The sequence below is a fragment of the Nocardia yamanashiensis NBRC 100130 genome (genome assembly GCF_001613325.1).
In the GTDB taxonomy this organism is placed as follows: Bacteria; Actinomycetota; Actinomycetes; order Mycobacteriales; family Mycobacteriaceae; genus Nocardia; species Nocardia yamanashiensis.
On the sequence record NZ_BDCD01000019.1, the window covers coordinates 46,963 to 62,385 of the forward strand.

A 15,423-nucleotide genomic window follows, 5' to 3' on the forward strand; every position below is an offset into this window, starting at 1 on the left:
GTTCGCCCACCGCCTTCCGGTGGTGCCCCGCGCCCGTTGCAGCCATGAGCGCCGTGCCGGGAAGCGTAGCCCCGCCGCATTTCCCGCAAGTTACGGTCGGCTCACACCCCGCACCCACTCGTCTTCACGGCGTGGATGCGTTGGTTCAGGGGCGGAGGTCTGCGCCTACCTCGAGGATTTCGACGCTCGGGGTGCGTTCGGGCTCCGCGAATTTCAGGAGGGCGTGGGCTTCGGCTTCCACGTCGGCGTGTTCGGCCGCCGTCCACTTCCGGCCCGGGGTGATGCGCAGGCGGGCGGTATCGCGTTCGGGGAAGATCTTGTAGGTGCCGGCCAGGAAGCCGTCGACCAGGATCGGGGAGAGCTGGGTGGCGAAGGCGCGCAAGGGCGGGGCCAGGCCGTCGGGGACGATGCGGGTGCGGTCCTGATGGGACAGGACGGCATTGTCGTACCAGCCCAGCAGGCGTACGGGGGCGGGCTGATCCGGGTCGGCGAGTTCGGCGTCGGCGGCGTCGTAGAGGGTGCGGCCGCGCTCGTCGGTGTAGGTGCGGACCCGATCGCCGAGGCGGGTCACGGCCGGTTTGAGATTGGTGAGCTTGGACCAGGTCTGCATGTCCATGGTGGTCGCCGGGCCGAAGGCGCGCAGATAGCGCAGCAGGAGTTCTTCGAGGGGATAGTCCGGGTCCAGGGGCGCGCCGAGCCAGGGTTCGACGCGCGACCAGACCGGGCGGCTGCTGTCGCGCCAGCGGCCGCGCGGCGGGGTCTGCAGGACCGGGAGCTGATAGAGCCAGGTCTGCAAGACCGCACCGGCATCGCGGTCGGGGTAGAGCTCGGCGGCACGGGCACGCAGGTCCGCGGCGGACATGGGTTCGTCGCCGAGCGCGGCTTCACCGTGCGCGCGGACCTGGTCGGGGTCCAGCCCGACCATCGCGCCGTAGTTGAATCCCTTTCGGAAGGGGATCTTTTCGAGCTCGGGCTGGATGTGCGGGGCGATGCGCAGCGCGTCCGGCGGCGTGACCAGGTGAATGGTGCCGCGCATCAAAGTGATTCGCACCAGCGAGCGGTCGTCGAGCCCGGCCGAGATGGTGGCCGGGTCGAAATCCGCTGTGCGGCTCCACATGGCGAGGAACGGCGGCAGCATGTCCTGCGCCTGCAAGCCGATCAGGTGATCGCACATCTCCGCGACGTCCAGGGTCGAGCGTTCCAGCAGATGCTGGCGCGCCAGCAGGGTGCGGTTCAACGTGCGAGTGGAGAGCGTCACGACCGCGACGCTACGGCACCAGGATGACACTGTCGCGCCCCGAGATCACAGGTCGGCGGGCTTCAGCCTGTCGCTAGGCAGGGTCAGCGGATGGTGACGACGACCTTGCCGGTGGCGGTGCGCTGGTCCAGTGCCGCAACGGCTTCGGCGGTGTGGCCGAGGGTGTAGAGCACCGGCTCCGGCGGGTTGATCTTGCCGTTGGCCAGCAGCGGTTCCACCTCGGCCCACTGTTCCTGCAGGTAACCCGGGTGGCTCATTACCCATTCACCCCAGGCCGCGCCGACCACCTCGACGTTCTTGAGCAGCAGGCGGTTCACTTTCACGGTGGGGATCTCACCGGCGGTGAAGCCGACCACCAGCAGGCGGCCGCCACCGGCGAGGGAGCGGATGCTGTCGGTGAAGCGGTCGCCGCCGACCGGATCGAGCACGATGTCCACGCCGCGGCCGCCGGTCAATTCCTTGACCGCGTCCAGCCAGCCGTCGGTGAGCACCACATCGGTGGCCCCGTTGGCCCGCGCGACCTCCGCCTTCTCGTCGGTGCTGACCACCGCGATCACCCGGCCCGCGCCGAGCGCCTGCGCCATCCGCAGCGTGGAGGTGCCGATGCCGCCCGCCGCGCCGTGCACCAGCACCGTCTCGCCCTCAGCCAGGCGGCCGCGATTGCGCAGGCAGAAGTGCACGGTGAGGTCGTTGAACAGCACGCCCGCACCGGATTCCAGGGACACGTTGTCCGGGAGCTTGAACACCATATTGGCGGGGGTGACCGCGACTTCGGCGGCGGCATTGCCGAGCAGGGTCAGCGCCACCACCCGGTCGCCGGCCCGCACGTGCGCGTCCGCGGGGGCTTCGCGCACGATGCCCGCCACCTCACAGCCCACGATGAACGGCAGCTGCGGCTTCATCTGATAGAGCCCGCGGGTCATGAGCACGTCCGGGAAGGCGATGCCCGCCGCGTGCACGTCGATCACCACGCCACCCGGATATGCCGAAGGCTCGGGAACCTCCAGCAACTCGATGGATTCCGGGCCCTCCAGCTTGCTCACGACGGCTGCGCGCATTCCCGATCAACTCCGATCAATCCACCTGCGGATACCAGCCGAACGTAACCGATCGCCCAGTCCGTTGCCAATGCCTGCACCTGGTCAGCGGTGGGCGTATTCGATCATCGTCTCATTGCTGTCGACCTTGCCGTTCTTCTTCGTGATGACGAGCGCGTCGGAAGTGATCCGGTATTGGGTGCTGTCCTTCGGGTTCGTGACGGTCCAGCCGCCGCTGCCGTCGGAGGTGGGATCGTCGAGTTCGATGCCCGCGCCGTCGCTGATCCGCACGCCCTTGTAGTAGTAGCGCCCGACGCCGGTGCGGCAGATCAGCACCCGTGACGACGCCGTACGCCCGTACGCGACAGCCGGATTGTCGCCATTGCACCGCGGCCCGCCGACGAAACCCTGCCCGTCCGTTCCGGATACATTCCCCACCAGCGGCGCGAGCGTCGTGGCGTACACGGTCGTATTCATCTGCCCGCCCGCCGTCGCACCCCCCGCCTGCGCGGCGCTACCGGCCACGGACCCCGCCGAATTCTTGGCACTCCCCCCGCCACCCCCGTTGCCCGACAACAACACCCACCCCAGCACCCCACCCAACAGCAGCACCACCACGATCAGCCCGCCGACCAGCACCGGCATGGACCCGCGCTGCTTCGGCGGCAGCGGCAGCGGCGCGGAAGGATGCTCGCGCGGCCCGGTGAAACCCGCCGCCCCGCCCACCCGAGTCGCCGAATACCCTTCCGGCAAAGGCGAATACCCGCCCCGCACCTGCGGCCGATCCGCCGGCAACGGTGAATACCCGCTCCCGGCAGGCGCGAACTCCCCGGAGTCGCCCGTCGGATACCCTCCGGGCCCCGCCTGCGCCCCTGCCCCCGACACCGGCCCACCGGGCGGCGGATAGTCCATCGGCCCCGAAGGGTGCCCAGCTGCGGAGGCAGGACCTGACGTGTTCGGCTTCGCAAGTGGCTGCGCGCCGGAGCTGCTCTGGCCCGGCTGCAGGCCGGCGGGTGGTTGCGCGGACCAGGCGGTGGAGCCGGGTGAATTGTGTTGTCCGGCAGGTGGGTAGGGGATGGTGGGGCCGGTCGGGGAGGTGACGGCGGAGTCGTGCTGGAGGGCGGCTCGGGCGGCGCGGGCCAGTTGGCCGGCGGAGGCGTAGCGCTGGGCGGGGTGTTTGGCCATGCCGAGGGCTACGACGTGGTCGAAGGCCGGGGGGATGCCGGGGTGGCGGCTGGGTTGCGGGGGCGGGGTGAGCATGTGGGCGCGGATGGTGCCCAGGTTGTTCTCGGAGCGGAAAGGAGGTGTGCCGGTGAGGCATTCGTAGAGGACGCAGGCCAGGGCGTAGATGTCGGAGGTGGGGGCGACGGCGGCGTGGTGTTCGAAACGTTCGGGGGCCATATAGGCGAAGGAGCCGATGGTGCTGCCGGTGCTGGTCAGCTGGGCGTCGGAGGCGGTGTGGGCGATGCCGAAATCGACCAGGTAGGCGAACAATTCGCCGGTGAGGATGATGTTGCCGGGTTTGATGTCGCGGTGCACCAGGCCGGTTTCGTGGGCGGCGTCCAGGGCGGCGGCCACCTGTTCGACCACCGAGACCGCGTCGGCGGGCGGCAGCGGCCCGTCCTCGTGCAGGTGCGCCTTGAGGTCGCGCCCGCGCACCAGCCGCATGTCGATGTAGAGGACGCCGTCCACTTCGCCCCAGTCGTGGACCGGAATGACATGCGGTTCCTGCAGCCGCGCGGCGGTCCGGGATTCGCGGCGGAAACGTTCCACATAGGTGGCCGACTTGGCCAGCTCCACATCCAGCAGCTTGATCGCCACCACCCGGTCGCGCACGGTGTCATAGGCCTCGTACACCTCGCCCATGCCGCCGACACCGAGCAGCCGCCGCAATTCGTACTGCCCGAACCGCGCACCGGCCCGATCACCTGCGGCCACCGTCCCGCCTCCCCGTCGCTCGCCGTACCACCCGCAAGGCTACGGCCCGGCACCGCCGAGTTCCACGGGTCGGGACAAGTACAGCCGACTCGACGCGTATGTGTGACGCACGCCCCGTAAAGTCTTGTTTCAGCAAGCACCGCACGAAACGCGGCACACCCAGTGCAGCGCGAGGAGCACCAGTGTCACTCGATCAGCCACTCGCCCCGCTTCCCCAGGAGGGCTCGGGTTTCTCCGCGTCGTGGCCGGTCCGGGCCGGCGACGTGGATCCCTATCAGCGGCTGCGTTTCGACGCCACGGCCCGCTATCTGCAGGACATCGCCTGGGAGGAAATGCATTCCGGCGCTTTCGAGAACTCCGATCCGGCCTGGATCGTGCGCCGCACGGTGGTGGACGTGGTGCGGCCCATCCATTGGCCGGACCGGGTGCGGCTGACCCGCTGGTGTTCGGCCATGTCCACCCGGTGGACCAATATGCGGGTCCGGATCACCAGCGAGAACGGCGGATTGATCGAGACCGAGGGGTTCTGGATCAATATCAACGAGTTCACCAATATGCCGACCCGGATCAGCGACGACATGCTGGCGCAGCTGTCGCGCACCACCGACGAGCACCGGCTGCGCTGGCGGCCCTGGCTGACCGATCAGACCCCGCCGGAGAGCGACACCGATCTGCCGTTCCCGGTGCGCTCCACCGATATCGACCAGTACAACCACGTGAACAATGCCGCGTATTGGCAAGCGGTGGAGCAGTATCTGGTCGATTACCCGAAGCTGGTGGCGGGACCGCACCGCGCGGTCATCGAATACATCGCCCCGGTGTGGGCGCGCCAGCACATCGCGGTGCGCAGCCGGTACGAGCCGGGCGACCGCACCGGGCATCCGGTGCTGCGCCTGTGGTTCGTGGTGGGCGGCGTGACCACCACCGCCGTCCGCATCGGCCCGCTGCCGAACTGAGGACGAGGGGCCGGCGCCGAATCGGTTGCCGCCGCGACATTCCCGGCGAAATGGCCGTCGCTGAAAGTTTGCCTGGCAGACTCGCCGAGCATGAGGCTCACGCATTTCACCCTGCTGGCCGCCGCGCCGCTGCTGGTGGCCGGGCTGACCGCGTGCGGTCAATCCTCGGATTCCAAGGACGCCGCGAAGACCACCACCGCGGCCGCGACCACCACGACGGCCGTGCCCGCCACCACGACCAGCGCTGTCGTGCCGCCACCGCCCACCACCGTCACCACGTCACCGGCGCCCATTACGACCGTCACCACCTCGCCGCCGCCGACCACGACATCGACCGCGCCGATCGCGGACGCCGATTGCGGGCCGGTTACCGATGCCGGCGGCGGCACCCGCACGGTGATCGCGGTCGGCACCCCGGCCGGGCGGGTCGGCTGCACGGAGGCCATCAATGTGGCCACGAAATACGCGCAGACCATCAGCGACAGCGATGTGATGGTGGTCGACGGCTGGCAGTGCAATGCGCAGCCCGATCCGGCGGTGCCGTCCATGTGCGCCAAGGACGGTCTGCTGATCAACCTGCGCGCCAACTGATCCGGAAGGGCGAACGGCCCCGTCCGAGCGGGACGGGGCCATTCGCCGTGCTACGCCTTACCCTTTGGCGGCCTTGAGCAGATCCTCGAGGCTGGTGAACTTCACGCGCGGACGCCCGGCGGCCTTGCCCGCGGTCTTCTCCGCGGCGTCGATGGACTTCCATCCGTCGCGGCCGACCTGATCCGGCTGCCGCTGTGCGAGCAGCGCGTCCAGCGCGGCCCGATCGGCTTGCGGCGCGGCCAGTTTGCCGGTGCTGAAGTCCTCGATCAGCTGATCGACGGTCTCCTGCGAATCGACCCGGTTGGAGCCGATGACGCCGCGCGGGCCGCGCTTGATCCAGCCCGAGACGTACACGCCCGGCACGGTCTCGCCGTCGAGTTGCACGCGCCCCTTGGCATTCGGGATGACGCCGCGCGCCTCGTCGAACGGCACCTCGGCGACGGGCTCGCCCTTGTAGCCGATGGACCGCAGCACGAGCGAGGTCTCCAGCACGCCGGTCCGGTCGGAGGCGACGGCGCGGGTGACGCCGTTCTCCTCGACGAGATCGTTGTGCACGTATTCCAGGGCCTGGACCTTGCCGTCGCCGGTGATGGCGGTGGGGGAAACCAGGTAGCGGAACACGATTCGCTTGTTGGCCGGGTTGCGGGTCCCGGCCGCGTACTCCTGCGCGAGGGTGTACTTGAGCTGCAGCGACGGCTCGACCTCGGCATCGTCCAGCTCGGCCTGCGAGGCGGGATCGAGTTCCAGGTCGACGGGATCGACGATGACGTCGACGCCCTTCAGATGCCCGAGCGCCAGGAATTCCGGCGAGGTGTAGGCGGCCTGCAGCGGTCCGCGGCGGCCTAGCACCACCACCTCCTGGATATTGCTGCGCCGCAGCGCGTCCAGGGCGTGGTCGGCGATATCGGTCTTGGCCAGTTCGTCCGGCGCGACGGTGAGCACGCGCGCCACATCGAGGGCCACATTGCCGTTGCCGACGATGACGGCCCGCTCGCCCGAGAGATCGAATTCGCGGTCGGCGAAGTCCGGATGCCCGTTGTACCAGGCCACGAATTCGGTGGCGGAGTACGAACCGGGCAGGTCCTCGCCGGGCACGCCGAGCTTGCGGTCGGTGGCCGCGCCGACGGCGTAGATCACCGCGTGGTGGTGCTGCAGCAGCTCCTCGTGCGAGATGTGCTTGCCCACCTCGACATTGAGCCGGTACTGCAGCGCCTCGCGCCGGAACGCGGACTCGAACAGCGAGGCCACGGACTTGGTGCCCGGGTGGTCGGGGGCGACGCCGGCGCGCACCAGGCCGTAGGGCGTGGGCAGCCGGTCGAACAGCTCGACCTCGACGTCGGCGCGGCGCAGCAGTTCCTCGGCCGCGTAGCAGGCGGCCGGGCCCGCGCCGATGACGGCGACCCGCAGGGTGCCCAGATCCTTGGGCGCGCGGGTCGGGGCGACGAGGGGCTCGAAGTTGGATTCGAGCGGATGCCGCTGGAAGTAGGCGGCATTGATGTCGCGGAACCGAGCCAGCGAGGAGAGCAGGTCGTCCTCGGAGAAGATGGCGTCGACGGGGCAGGCGTCGACGCAAGCGCCACAGTCGATGCAGGTGTCCGGATCGATGTAGAGCTGTTCGGTGGTGGCGAACTCACGTTGCTCCGGAGTGGGACGAATGCAATCGACCGGACACTCGGGTACGCAGCTGGCGTCGTTGCAACAACGCTGCGTGATCACATAGGCCATATCTCGCAGATCCTCGAAACAGTCGCGTGGTGCTACTCAGCTCGGGTTCGAGCAGGGTCGGTAGAACACGTTCTAATATAGGCGGCGTTCCGGCGCGGTCGAGCCCCGGTGTGACGCCACCTTCAGTGTGCCTCGAGTGTGAGGGTCGTCTCTCGGCGGCGTCGGAGTAGAACATTGTGGCACCGGCCCCCACCTGTCAACTCATCGCGGCCTAACGTATCGGTATGGCGCGGACCTTGATCCTCATGCGACACGGCAAATCCGGCTATCCGGAAGGCGTGGCCGACCATGAACGCCCGCTCGCCCCGCGCGGGCAACGCGAAGCCGCACTCGCCGGGGACTGGCTGCGCGAGACCCAGCCGAAGATCGACGCGGTGCTCTGCTCCACCGCCACCCGCACCCGGGAAACGCTCACCGCCACCGGCATCACCGCGCCCGTCACCTACGAGAGCGCCATCTACGAAGCCTCCCCGCACACCTTGATCGAACTGGTGCAACTGGCCGACGAAAGCGTGGAAACCCTGCTGCTGGTCGGCCACTCCCCCGGAATGCCCTGGACCGCATGGGAACTGGCGGCCAACCGGAACTCCGCGGCGGCCGAGGACATGAGCCGCAAATTCCCCACCTCGGCGCTGGCCGTGCTGGAATTCGACCGCCCCTGGGCAGCCGCCGACCCGGGCACGGGCGAACTGGTCCGTTTCCACGTGCCCCGCTGAACCCGTTCCCGGGTTACTTCAACAGCCGCCCGCGCCACACCGCGACGCCGCCCAGCGCCAGCAACAGCAGCAGGGCCCAGCCCCACCCCGCCACCACGCCGACGATGCCCAGGATCACCAGCACCGGCAGGGCCGCGATTGCCGCGATGACCGGCTGTTCCTTCACCGATTCCAGGGCCGAGCGGGCCCGGACGCGGTCGATCTCTTTAGCCATGCCCCCAGGGTACGGGCGAATTCTGTTTCCGATCCGCCCGTTTCGACCGGCGCCGAGTGGCACTCTCGAACCCATGGATTGGAAAATCGAACTCGTAGCCCTGCCCGTCTCCGACGTCGATCGTGCCAAGGACTTCTACGTCAAGATCGGTTTCAATGCCGACCACGACCACTCCCCCAGCCCGGACATCCGTTTCGTCCAGCTGACCCCGCCCGGTTCCGGCTGTTCCATCTGCATCGGAAAGGGCCTCACCAGCGCCGCCCCCGGCAGCGTGGAGGGCATGCAGGTGGTGGTGGCCAGCGCGGAACAGGCCTACCAGCAGCTCATCGCGGCCGGCGTCGAGGCGACGCCGGTCAAGGACGAGGGCTGGGGCCTGTTCACCTACTTCGCGGACCCGGACGGCAACAAATGGGCCGTCCAGGAGCTGCCGAAGTACTGAATCCCGCACCCGCTCAGGCGAAGTCGGCGAGGTGGTCGCCGACCCATGCGGCGTAGGTGCGCGGCGCGCGCCCGGTGAGATCCGCGACGACCGTATTGACCGCGGCGGGCTTGCCGACGGTCGCGGCCATCAGGTCGAACAGCGCGTTGATGAACGCCGGGTCCATGAACTGCGCCATCTGCGCCCGCACCGGGGCGTCGTCGAGCTCCTCGAAGGTGAGCGGGCGGTTCAGCGCCTTGCCCAGGATCTCGACCTGTTCCACCTGGGTCAGCGATTGCGGGCCGGTGAGCTCGTACACCTTCCCGGCATGGCCGCCGGGCAGTACGGCCGCGGCCACCGCGGCCACATCGTCCTCGTGGATGACCGACGCCTCGGCCTGCCCGTACGCGGCGCGGATGACATCGCCGCCGGCCAGCTGCATGGCGAAGGTCAGTGAGTTGATGGCCGGGAACAGCAGGCGCAGGAAGGTCCATTCGATGCCGGACGCTTCGACCGCGGCTTCCACATCGCGGTGGTACTGCGCGATCACGTCGGGCTGGGCCGTCGCGCCGTCGACCACCGCGCCCGAGGACAGGAAGACGATGCGCTGCACCCCGGCGCGCTGCGCGGCGGCGAGCAAAGGCGCGACCTCCATGCCGTAGGGCAGCACCAGGAAGATCGCTTCGACATCCGAAACCGCCTCGGCCAGCGCGTCTTCGGAGGTGAGGTCGCCCGCGGTCACCTGCACCCCGGCGGGGAATTCGGCGGCTTCGGGACGACGGGTCAGAGCGCGCACCGGCTGGCCCGCGGCGAGCAGGGCGTCCACGGCCTGCCGGCCGAAGTGAGCGGTGGCGCCGATGACGAGGTACATGGGTTCTTCCCTTCGGATCAGCGACCCTGGTCGGTCGCATGACTCGAACAGTATCAGAACGGAATGATCTATTCCAAATCATTTTTTCGGGTTGACCGGAATGATTCGTTCTGTTTCACTTGAACGGAACGAAGCATTCCGTTCTGGTTCGCCAGCCGGCCTCAGGAGACAGCAGTGACCATCGCAGTCGAACATCCGACGCAACTCGAAAACCCCGCCACCACCACCGAATCCACCGGTCCGCTGCCGCGGCGCTGGTGGGGGCTGGTCGCGATTCTGGCCGCGACCCTGCTCAACCTGCTGGACGCCACCATCGTGAACGTGGCCGCGCCGGCCATTCGCGGCGAGCTGGGCGGGTCGGCGGCGACCGTGCAGTGGCTCAGCGCCGGATACACCCTGGCCATGGCCATCGGGCTGCTGACCGGCGGGCGGCTCGGCGATATGTACGGGCGCAAGCGGGTGCTCATGATCGGGCTCACCGGCTTCCTGATCGCCTCGCTGCTGTGCGGCGCGGCCGGATCCATCGAACTGCTGCTGGCCGGGCGGGTGGTGCAGGGGTTGTTCGCGGCGGTCATGGTGCCGCAGTGCTTCGGGCTCATCCGCGATCTGTTCGGGCGCGAATTCGGTAAGGCCTACGCGGCTTTCGGTCCGCTGATCGGGGTGGCCACCATTGCCGGGCCGATCGTGGCCGGGCTGCTCATCGACGCCGATCTGTTCGGCAGCGGCTGGCGGTCGATCTTCCTGATGAATCTGCCGCTGGGCGTGGTGGCGCTGGCGCTGGGTGCGTGGATACTGCCCGCCGCGGCTCCGCTGCCGGGTCTGAGCCTGGATCTGCGCGGCGCCGTCGTGGCCGGAGCCGGGATGGGGATGCTGCTGTACCCGCTGGTCGAAGGCCGGGAAGCCGGTTGGCCGAGCTGGATGGTCGCCATGCTGATCGCGTCGGTTCCGGTGCTCGGGCTGTTCGTCCGTGATCAGGTGCGCCGCTCCCGGACCGGTCGGGCCGCACTCATCGAGACCAGTGTGTTCGCCAAGCGCTCCTACACCTCCGGCATCGGTTTCGTGACCGTGTTCTTCGGCGGGGTGGGCGGTTTCTCGCTGGCCGTCGGGCTGTTCCTGCAGCTGGGGCTGGGCTACGGCGCGCTGCGGGCCAGTCTGACCATGGCGCCCTGGGCGATCGGCGCGTTCCTCGGTTCCGGGGTGAGCGCAGGCCTGGCGCCCAAGCTCGGCCGCAAGGTGCTGCACCTGGGGCTGGCGGGCATGCTGCTCGGGCTGATCGCGCTGTTCTTCCAGTTCGGCGGATCGACCGCGCCGAGTGCGCTCGCGCTGGCTCCGGCCTTGCTGGGGTACGGGCTGGGCATGGGCATGATCTTCGTGCCGCTGTTCGGGATCATCGTCGGCGAACTCGACGACCACGAGATCGGTTCGGCCTCAGGGCTGCTGGAGTCCTTCCAGCAGGGCGCGGCAGCGCTCGGGGTCGCGATTCTGGGGACGGTGTTCTTCAGCGGATTCGCGCTCGGTGACGGCCCGGCGGTCGCCCTGGATGCGATGCGAACGGTGACCGGCGTGGCCATCGCGCTCACCGCGGCGTCCTTCGCGGTGGTGTACGGCCTCCCGAAACAGGGTGCCGCGCAAGCGCACTGAGCGTCTGCCGCGCTCCGCACCGGCCCGGCCGCCCGGGCCGCCGGAGCCCGGCCCCCTGGTATCGCATTCCGGTCCGCCCAGCCTGTTCCGGCTGGGCGGACCTGCGTGCGTTCCACGCCCGTGCGCAGGCTGCCACTACCCGATACCGTTCCGTCCCAGCCTCTTTCCGGCCGTGGCGGACCTTCGCGTAATCCACACCCGCGCTCAGGCGGCGGTGACGGGGGCGGGGGCGGCGATCACGCGGCGCCGGCGGCTCGGCAGCATCAGGGTCGGGTTGCGGACGCTCCAGGCGGCGCCCTTGCAGATCAGTTCCTTGATGCGGGCGCCCTTGCGGCCGAGGTCGACCTTCGCGGTCGGCTCGTCCTCCTTGGTCACCTTCTGCACGATGGCATCGTGGCGGCCCAGGCTGATGCACTGGCTGTTGTAGCCGATCGGGGCGTCCGGAACCGGGCGGCCGGTCAGGCGCGCGGCGATCGCGTCACCGCCCAGCCACGCCATCGGGGAGGCGGTGGCGCAACCCATGCGCAGCGTCTTGCCGCCCACGCCCGCCGCGTGCGCGGCATCGCCGACGGCGTAGACATCCGGGTGCGAGACCGACCGCAGGGTGGCGTCGACGACGATCCGGCCGGCGTCCGACACGGTCAGGGTGCTGGCGGCCGCGATCTCGTGCACCGCGAAACCCGCTGTCCAGACCGTGATCCGGGCCGGGATCTCCGCACCCGACCGGGTGACCACACCGTCCTCGGTGACGCGGACGACATCGGCGTCCTCGTGCACGGTGATGCCGAAACGCTCGAACGCGGCCCGCAGGTGCGCCTGCGCCTTCTCGTTCAGCCAGTCGCCGACCCCGCCGCGCGCGGCCATCACGACCCGCAGATCCGGTCGCGCCTCGGCGATCTCGGTGGCGGCCTCGATGCTGGTCAGGCCGCCGCCGACGATCAGCACGGTCTCCCCGGCGGCCAGTTCGCGCAGGCGCTCCCGCAGGCGCAGCGCGGCCGGCTTGCTCGCCACGTGGTGGGTGTACTCGGCGACGCCCGGCACCCCGAAGTCGGCGACGGTGCTGCCCAGGGCGTAGACCAGGGTGTCGTATTCCAGGGTCGCGGCGCCGTTCTCGTCGGCGATCGCGACGGTCTTGCGATCCGCGTCGACCGCGCGCACCCGGGCGATCCGGACCTGAACGCCGGTGCCCGCGAACAGCTTCCGCAGCGGGCGCACCGGCAGGTCCTGTCCGGTCGCGACCTGGTGCAGGCGGACCCGCTCGACGAAATCGGGATCGGCGTTGACGACGGTGATCTCGACGTCGTCGCGGTGCAGGCGCTTGGCCAGGCGGCCGGCGGTGATGGCTCCGGCGTATCCGGCGCCCAGGACGACGATGCGGTGCTTCATGGTGGTGCTCCTGTCTCGGTGGGTTCGGTACTTGAACCGGACAGGGTCACGAATGCTGACAGCGGCCGACTGTGATATGGGTCACCGTATTTCGGGCAGGGGTTCCCCGTGCTCGGCAGCGGCCCACTGGCGGTTGGCGTAGGCCAGTTTTTCCGGGTTGACGTGCGCGTGGATGGCGGCGATGCCGTCGGTGGTGGCCTGCATGACCACCATGCCGACGATCCGGTCCGCGTGCACCAGCACCAGCGCGGGCATGCCGTTGACGATCTCCGCGTACATGGCGGGATTGCCGCCCAGCTTGTTCCAGGTGCTGTTCGTCGGCTTGACAGCCATCCGCACGAACCGCGCGATACGGTCCGCGCCCAGCAGCGGCCGGCTCAGCGTCGGGATGAAACCGCCGCCGTCGCCGATGATGGAGGCGTCGTCGGTGAGCAGCCGCACCAGCATGTCGGTCTGGCCGGTGACCGCGGCGGTCAGGAACTCCTCCACGATCCGCCGGGCCGCGGCCTGGTCGACCTCGATGCGCGCCCGCTCCATCGACAGATGCTGTTTGGCGCGGCGATACACCTGCTGGCAGTTGCTCTCGGTGATGTCGAGCAGTTCGGCGACCTCCTGATGCGAGTAGCCGAACGCCTCGCGGAGCACGTACACCACGCGCTCCTTGGCGGTCAGCCGCTCCATCAGCGTGAGCATGGCGATGGACACCGATTCGCGCTGCTCCACGGTGTCGGCCGGGCCCAGCATCGAGCCGCCGGCCAGCACCGGCTCCGGAAGCCATTCGCCCACATAGGTTTCCCGGCGGGCGCGAGCGGAGGTGAGCTGGTTGAGGCACAGGTTGGTGAGCACCTTGGTCAGCCACGCCTCGGGCGTCTCCACGTACTCGCGGTCGGCGGCCTGCCAGCGCAGGTAGGTTTCCTGCACCGCGTCCTCAGCATCGCCGGCCGAGCCCAGCAAGCGATAGGCGATCGCCTCCAGGCGGGCCCGGGAGCCTTCGAACACATCCGCCTCACGCGTGAGCAACATGCCGACATCGTCTGCCATGCACACCCGGCGCGTCCACCCGCACCCGGTGTGACCTTCGAATTCGCGCGAGAATAAGGCTTGCTTGGAGTGCACTCCAGGTGGCTAGCGTTTGAGCTGTTCCGAGAGACAGGGGCGAGACCATGGGCGCAACAGCGGCGGCGGAGACGGTACAGCCGCACGGGGCCGACTACGAGCGGCCGCGGTATTCGATCGGGGAGGTCTCCGAGCGGAGCGGGCTGACCCGCGACACGCTGCGCTGGTACGAGCGGATCGGGTTGATGAACTACGTGGGCCGGGATCACTCCGGGCAGCGGCGGTTCAGCGATCGCGATATGGATTGGCTCGAGCTCATCGGGCGGCTGCGGCGCACCGGCATGTCGGTGGCCGACATGGTGCGGTACGCGGAGCTGGTGCGGGAGGGCGAATCGACCTTCCCGGAGCGGCTGGCGATGTTCCGGCAGACCCGCGCGGACGTGCTCGCCCAGATCGAGGAACTGAAGCAGACCGTCGCCGTGCTCGACTGCAAGATCGCCCTGTACGAGGGCAATCCGGCGGCCGACTGGCGAGTCGTGTCGAAACAGGCTGCTAGCGAAGGGGTTCAGGCATGACCAATACCCAGGCTCTTCCCACCACCGCCCTCGGACCGGACGGGACCCGGGTGGGCGTCCAGGGGTACGGGGCGATGGGGATCAGCGAGTTCTACGGGGACAGCGATCTGGCGGAATCGCGGGCGACGCTGGAGCGGGCGCTCGAACTGGGCGTGACGCTGTTCGACACCGCGGATGTGTACGGGGCCGGGCACAACGAGGAGTTCCTCCGCGATTTCGTGCGCGCCAATCGCGAGAACATCGTGCTGGCAACGAAATTCGGGATCGTGCGTAAGGCCGAGGATCCGGCGTATCGCGGGACGGACAACTCACCGGAGTACATTCGCTCGGCCGTGGACGCGAGCCTGCGGCGGCTCGGCATCGACGTCATCGACCTGTACTACATGCACCGCAAACAGCCGGGGGTGCCGGTCGAGGACACCGCCGGGGTGCTCGGCGAACTCGTCGCGGCGGGCAAGGTGAAGCAGATCGGGCTGTCCGAGGTGACGGGCGCGGAACTGCGCGCGGCGCACGCGGTGCATCCGATCGCGGCGGTGCAGTCGGAATGGTCGCTGTTCTCCCGCGACGTGGAGAACACCGTGGTGCCCGCGGCGGCCGATCTCGGCATCACCTTCGTGCCGTATTCGCCGCTGGGACGCGGATTCCTGACCGGGGCCGCCCCGATCGGCGAACTCCCGGAAGGCGATATCCGCCGCACCATGCCGCGTTTCACCGGCGACAACGCGGACCGCAACGCCGCCCTCCTGGCCCCGCTCCGGGCGATCGCCGAAGCCCGCGGCCTCACCCCGGCCCAGGTGGCACTGGCCTGGGTGCACGCCCGCTCGGCCGTGCACGGACTGCCCGTCGTGCCGATCCCCGGCACCCGCAGCCGGACCCGGGTGGCGGAGAACATCGCGGCCGCGACGGTGGAACTCACCGCCGATGAGCTGGCCACCCTCGAACCGATCGCCGGCCAGGTCGCCGGAAACCGCTACGCGGACATGAACTTCACCGCGGTCGGTCGCGAATAACACAGTCCCCCTCGTCATCCCGGCATGCTTT

At 69.2% G+C, this 15,423-nt stretch carries 15 protein-coding genes; 7 read left to right on the forward strand and 8 right to left on the reverse strand.

Annotated features, from left to right (window positions below):
• Nucleotides 1–145: 145 nt before the first annotated feature.
• The 3 genes from NY1_RS21750 to NY1_RS44250 all read right to left on the reverse strand — a co-directional run bounded on the left by NY1_RS21750 (nucleotide 146) and on the right by NY1_RS44250 (nucleotide 4,233).
• The gene (locus NY1_RS21750) at nucleotides 146–1,258 is read right to left on the reverse strand and encodes a winged helix DNA-binding domain-containing protein (protein ID WP_067716390.1); all 1,113 of its coding nucleotides are present in this window, start codon (nucleotides 1,256–1,258) and stop codon (nucleotides 146–148) included.
• 83 nt (nucleotides 1,259–1,341) lie between these two features.
• Nucleotides 1,342–2,316 (reverse strand): NADPH:quinone oxidoreductase family protein, encoded by a 975-nt coding sequence (locus NY1_RS21755; RefSeq protein WP_067716392.1) that lies wholly within the window; start codon nucleotides 2,314–2,316, stop codon nucleotides 1,342–1,344.
• Nucleotides 2,317–2,400: 84 nt separating this feature from the next.
• On the reverse strand, nucleotides 2,401–4,233 hold the full coding sequence (locus NY1_RS44250; protein ID WP_067716395.1) for a serine/threonine-protein kinase: 1,833 nt from the start codon (nucleotides 4,231–4,233) through the stop codon (nucleotides 2,401–2,403).
• Between the two features lie 182 nt (nucleotides 4,234–4,415).
• Here NY1_RS44250 and NY1_RS21765 point away from each other — a divergent pair, with 182 nt between their 5' ends.
• Entirely contained in the window at nucleotides 4,416–5,189 is a 774-nt protein-coding gene (locus NY1_RS21765) for an acyl-[acyl-carrier-protein] thioesterase (protein ID WP_067716398.1), read from the forward strand.
• A 90-nt stretch (nucleotides 5,190–5,279) separates the two neighbouring features.
• On the forward strand, nucleotides 5,280–5,780 hold the full coding sequence (locus NY1_RS21770) for a hypothetical protein (RefSeq protein ID WP_067716402.1): 501 nt from the start codon (nucleotides 5,280–5,282) through the stop codon (nucleotides 5,778–5,780).
• A gap of 57 nt (nucleotides 5,781–5,837) precedes the next feature.
• Here NY1_RS21770 and NY1_RS21775 read toward each other — a convergent pair whose 3' ends face one another.
• Entirely contained in the window at nucleotides 5,838–7,505 is a 1,668-nt protein-coding gene (locus NY1_RS21775; protein WP_067716404.1) for an FAD-dependent oxidoreductase, read from the reverse strand.
• A gap of 224 nt (nucleotides 7,506–7,729) precedes the next feature.
• Here NY1_RS21775 and NY1_RS21780 point away from each other — a divergent pair, with 224 nt between their 5' ends.
• Entirely contained in the window at nucleotides 7,730–8,221 is a 492-nt protein-coding gene (locus NY1_RS21780; RefSeq protein ID WP_067716407.1) for a SixA phosphatase family protein, read from the forward strand.
• A gap of 13 nt (nucleotides 8,222–8,234) precedes the next feature.
• Here NY1_RS21780 and NY1_RS21785 read toward each other — a convergent pair whose 3' ends face one another.
• Nucleotides 8,235–8,435: a hypothetical protein gene (locus tag NY1_RS21785; protein WP_067716410.1), complete on the reverse strand. Its 201-nt coding sequence runs from the start codon at nucleotides 8,433–8,435 to the stop codon at nucleotides 8,235–8,237.
• Nucleotides 8,436–8,508: 73 nt separating this feature from the next.
• Here NY1_RS21785 and NY1_RS21790 point away from each other — a divergent pair, with 73 nt between their 5' ends.
• Nucleotides 8,509–8,874: a VOC family protein gene (locus NY1_RS21790; protein ID WP_067716413.1), complete on the forward strand. Its 366-nt coding sequence runs from the start codon at nucleotides 8,509–8,511 to the stop codon at nucleotides 8,872–8,874.
• 13 nt (nucleotides 8,875–8,887) lie between these two features.
• On the opposite strand, the gene NY1_RS21795 is transcribed toward NY1_RS21790, so the two are convergent.
• On the reverse strand, nucleotides 8,888–9,724 hold the full coding sequence (locus tag NY1_RS21795) for an NAD(P)H-binding protein (RefSeq protein WP_067716416.1): 837 nt from the start codon (nucleotides 9,722–9,724) through the stop codon (nucleotides 8,888–8,890).
• Nucleotides 9,725–9,898: 174 nt separating this feature from the next.
• Here NY1_RS21795 and NY1_RS21800 point away from each other — a divergent pair, with 174 nt between their 5' ends.
• Nucleotides 9,899–11,365 carry an MFS transporter gene (locus tag NY1_RS21800; protein WP_218028409.1) on the forward strand — a complete coding sequence of 489 codons (1,467 nt, stop codon included), beginning with the start codon at nucleotides 9,899–9,901 and terminating at the stop codon, nucleotides 11,363–11,365.
• 204 nt (nucleotides 11,366–11,569) lie between these two features.
• Here NY1_RS21800 and NY1_RS21805 read toward each other — a convergent pair whose 3' ends face one another.
• Nucleotides 11,570–12,751 (reverse strand): NAD(P)/FAD-dependent oxidoreductase, encoded by a 1,182-nt coding sequence (locus NY1_RS21805; protein WP_067716418.1) that lies wholly within the window; start codon nucleotides 12,749–12,751, stop codon nucleotides 11,570–11,572.
• 81 nt (nucleotides 12,752–12,832) lie between these two features.
• The gene (gene sigJ, locus NY1_RS21810) at nucleotides 12,833–13,774 is read right to left on the reverse strand and encodes an RNA polymerase sigma factor SigJ (RefSeq protein ID WP_067716945.1); all 942 of its coding nucleotides are present in this window, start codon (nucleotides 13,772–13,774) and stop codon (nucleotides 12,833–12,835) included.
• 140 nt (nucleotides 13,775–13,914) lie between these two features.
• Here sigJ and NY1_RS21815 point away from each other — a divergent pair, with 140 nt between their 5' ends.
• Nucleotides 13,915–14,382: a MerR family transcriptional regulator gene (locus NY1_RS21815; protein WP_067716421.1), complete on the forward strand. Its 468-nt coding sequence runs from the start codon at nucleotides 13,915–13,917 to the stop codon at nucleotides 14,380–14,382.
• Nucleotides 14,379–15,392: an aldo/keto reductase gene (locus NY1_RS21820; RefSeq protein WP_067716423.1), complete on the forward strand. Its 1,014-nt coding sequence runs from the start codon at nucleotides 14,379–14,381 to the stop codon at nucleotides 15,390–15,392. The genes NY1_RS21815 and NY1_RS21820 overlap by 4 nt, the downstream gene beginning before the upstream one ends.
• Nucleotides 15,393–15,423 lie beyond the last annotated feature (31 nt).

Excerpts from the sequence above, each read along its gene's own strand:
- NY1_RS21755 (WP_067716392.1), bottom strand. The coding sequence starts at position 2,316 with ATGCGCGCAGCCGTCGTGAGCAAGCTGGAGGGCCCGGAATCCATCGAG.
- NY1_RS21770 (WP_067716402.1), top strand. The coding sequence starts at position 5,280 with ATGAGGCTCACGCATTTCACCCTGCTGGCCGCCGCGCCGCTGCTGGTG.
- NY1_RS21775 (WP_067716404.1), bottom strand. The coding sequence starts at position 7,505 with ATGGCCTATGTGATCACGCAGCGTTGTTGCAACGACGCCAGCTGCGTA.
- NY1_RS21780 (WP_067716407.1), top strand. The coding sequence starts at position 7,730 with ATGGCGCGGACCTTGATCCTCATGCGACACGGCAAATCCGGCTATCCG.
- NY1_RS21785 (WP_067716410.1), bottom strand. The coding sequence starts at position 8,435 with ATGGCTAAAGAGATCGACCGCGTCCGGGCCCGCTCGGCCCTGGAATCG.
- NY1_RS21790 (WP_067716413.1), top strand. The coding sequence starts at position 8,509 with ATGGATTGGAAAATCGAACTCGTAGCCCTGCCCGTCTCCGACGTCGAT.
- NY1_RS21795 (WP_067716416.1), bottom strand. The coding sequence starts at position 9,724 with ATGTACCTCGTCATCGGCGCCACCGCTCACTTCGGCCGGCAGGCCGTG.
- NY1_RS21805 (WP_067716418.1), bottom strand. The coding sequence starts at position 12,751 with ATGAAGCACCGCATCGTCGTCCTGGGCGCCGGATACGCCGGAGCCATC.
- sigJ (WP_067716945.1), bottom strand. The coding sequence starts at position 13,774 with ATGTTGCTCACGCGTGAGGCGGATGTGTTCGAAGGCTCCCGGGCCCGC.
- NY1_RS21815 (WP_067716421.1), top strand. The coding sequence starts at position 13,915 with ATGGGCGCAACAGCGGCGGCGGAGACGGTACAGCCGCACGGGGCCGAC.
- NY1_RS21820 (WP_067716423.1), top strand. The coding sequence starts at position 14,379 with ATGACCAATACCCAGGCTCTTCCCACCACCGCCCTCGGACCGGACGGG.